The organism is Pseudobacillus sp. 179-B 2D1 NHS (assembly GCF_045370945.1).
GTDB lineage: Bacteria > Bacillota > Bacilli > Bacillales > Domibacillaceae > Pseudobacillus.
The window spans coordinates 1-2,168 of sequence record NZ_JBIQDP010000065.1 but is presented as its reverse complement, the minus strand read 5'-3'; the positions used below and the strand labels follow the sequence as shown (position 1 = coordinate 2,168).

The 2,168-nt window shown below is 32.7% G+C and carries 2 protein-coding genes and 2 pseudogenes; 3 read left to right on the top strand and 1 reads right to left on the bottom strand.

From position 1 onward, the window contains the following. Together ACH0BF_RS25040 and ACH0BF_RS25035 are read left to right on the top strand one after the other, a co-directional pair. Nucleotides 1-222, top strand: a pseudogene (locus ACH0BF_RS25040) (transcriptional regulator); the annotation flags it as partial. A 137-nt stretch (nt 223-359) separates the two neighbouring features. Further along, nucleotides 360-620: a hypothetical protein gene (locus ACH0BF_RS25035; protein ID WP_340856840.1), complete on the top strand. Its 261-nt coding sequence runs from the start codon at nt 360-362 to the stop codon at nt 618-620. 656 nt (nt 621-1,276) lie between these two features. On the opposite strand, the gene ACH0BF_RS25030 is transcribed toward ACH0BF_RS25035, so the two are convergent. After that, complete coding sequence (locus ACH0BF_RS25030) at nt 1,277-1,645, bottom strand: hypothetical protein (protein ID WP_120038691.1); 369 nt, start codon at nt 1,643-1,645, stop codon at nt 1,277-1,279. 395 nt (nt 1,646-2,040) lie between these two features. Here ACH0BF_RS25030 and ACH0BF_RS25120 point away from each other — a divergent pair. After that, nucleotides 2,041-2,168 (top strand): annotated as a pseudogene (locus tag ACH0BF_RS25120) (YolC/YozM family protein); the annotation flags it as partial.

The following is a 2,168-nucleotide window of genomic DNA, read 5'->3' as shown; positions in this document are numbered from 1 at the left end:
GGACAAGCAAAGGAAATCTATAAGCTATGGGGAAAAGCCATGCTGGCTTATCGTATCACTCGTTTAGACACGCCTTTGGAGGAATTAACAGAAGTAGTAGTTCAAGCTTTTAAAGAATCGATTTTTTCTCATAAACACAGATGTATTAAAGGCTCTTTTCATGCCTATTTCTTTGGCACGCTGAGAAACATGATGACTATTGAGAAGAGAAATCATGGATAACGATCCAATCTTTACTCAATTCAGAGCATATATAGAATCCTGAGGCTATTTCTATCTCAAATAGAAATTCATTGTTGGTTTTTAAAACTCAATCCACTCTCTTTGTGGTAAAATTTCCCTTGGAGAGGAGTGAAGTTATGAGGAATTATTTTAATGTTTTATCCATTATTTCGTTTGTTTTGAATATGACGTTTTACGCTTATTTTATCTTTAAAAATGTTTCAAATCCTATATTTCTTCCGTTACTTGTTGTTATTTCGATCATGGGCATTGGGCTTGCATGGTATGGAGAGAAAAGTTTGCTGAGAACGATTGCTTTGGCTGTTAATCTGACTTTCCTCTTGGTTTTTATTGTTTTCCCAATATTGATGCGTACTTTTATTTGGAATAGACCATAGACGGGATTACTGTTGGTGGAAGCTTCCTTCCTGGAACGCTATGCGAACCAAAAGTCTGTAAAGTACTCTTGAGAAACGATAAAGGGTTAAATCTTGAGTAGGTTTTTAGATGGAGTGAATTAGATTTTGATTTAAATTGCTTTTAATTTTAATTGCTATCATAATAGTATGGTTTTCCTTATTGGGGATATGATTAGTCGGTTATTTTTCATCCACAAGTGAGAAAGGACTTCGAGCAACAGAATGTGGGACACAAGGATGTAGCAACACTATACTTCTTTTCAGCTTGGACATCTTTATTTTTTATCATTATTCGACTCATTCTCCCAATAGTTCTATTCGCTCGTTGGTATTTAAAGAACGACCAAAATAGATATGGAAAATACTGATACTTATTACTATTAGACACTTGCATCATCTCAATCTCTATTTTTTATTTCAATGGATAACATCTGAATTAAGAATCCTCCCCCTATTACAGTAAGGGTGGGATAGCGTGGCCAGTTAAAAATAAAAGTTAAAACAATACCGAAAATACATATAATGCAAAGTTCAATATAACTATATAATCTTCTTTTTCTTTTTTTCTTTCTCGAACCATTCATTGGATACACCACCGTAGGTTAGATATAAAAACAAGGGAACAAATACTTTTGTTATTCCGGACTTTCTACTTTTGTATACTTCTTCATAAAAGGCTTGTAGGAGACGGAATAACTTCCGTTACCTTTCTCAAACAGCATCTTGTTATTTAATGAATCATGTTCCGCCAAGTTATATCCTTTTTTATCCATCAAGCTGATAAATGATTCAAGTTTCTTTTCGGGTACGACATAGTATTCTTTATCGTAAACATTTTTCGTACTAGATATTTGTTTATCTTGAAATTCTATTTGATAAACAGCTTTCAGATTTTCAATAGGGCGATTTGTGCCAAATATGTGCTGCCAATTTATCCAGATTACAGGTAAAGAAACAATTATAGCTACAAAGAATAGGAGCACTAGCTTGATCAGTTTTTTCACAACATTCTTCCTTCCAATTAAAAAGAATTAAGTAAAAATGAGTAAGCATATCATATCTACATCTACTTATTTTTCGCTCCTAATATGATACCATATAAAAGAAGAAATGGTATATAAAGGTATATTTTTTATTCAAACTTCCTTCTTGTGGTGTTACGTGAACTAGGTCTGTATAAAGTATGCATGTGATACTTGGAGATCTTGTTAAATTAAAAGGGACAAAATAGCTTAGTAAATGATTGGGTTATTATGGTAAAGTATCATTAGAAGGGAAATAATGTAATGAAAAAGTTTATTTCTGTTTTAATGATAGTTGTTGTCTTTGTTATAGTATTTAATGTTTGCAGCAACAAAGATGAGGTTTCTACCAGCAATGACGAAAAACTCGAGTCGATTGTATCGCATCTGTCCTAAATACTGGATTTGATAAATATGGTTTATTCAGTTTTGAAATAGGTAATACAGACCCAACGATCCGGATTGTAATGGACGAAGCCAAAAGTAAACAAGAACTACAGAAATA

Coding starts and splice junctions, on each gene's coding strand:
- ACH0BF_RS25035 (WP_340856840.1), top strand. CDS start 360: ATGAGGAATTATTTTAATGTTTTATCCATTATTTCGTTTGTTTTGAAT.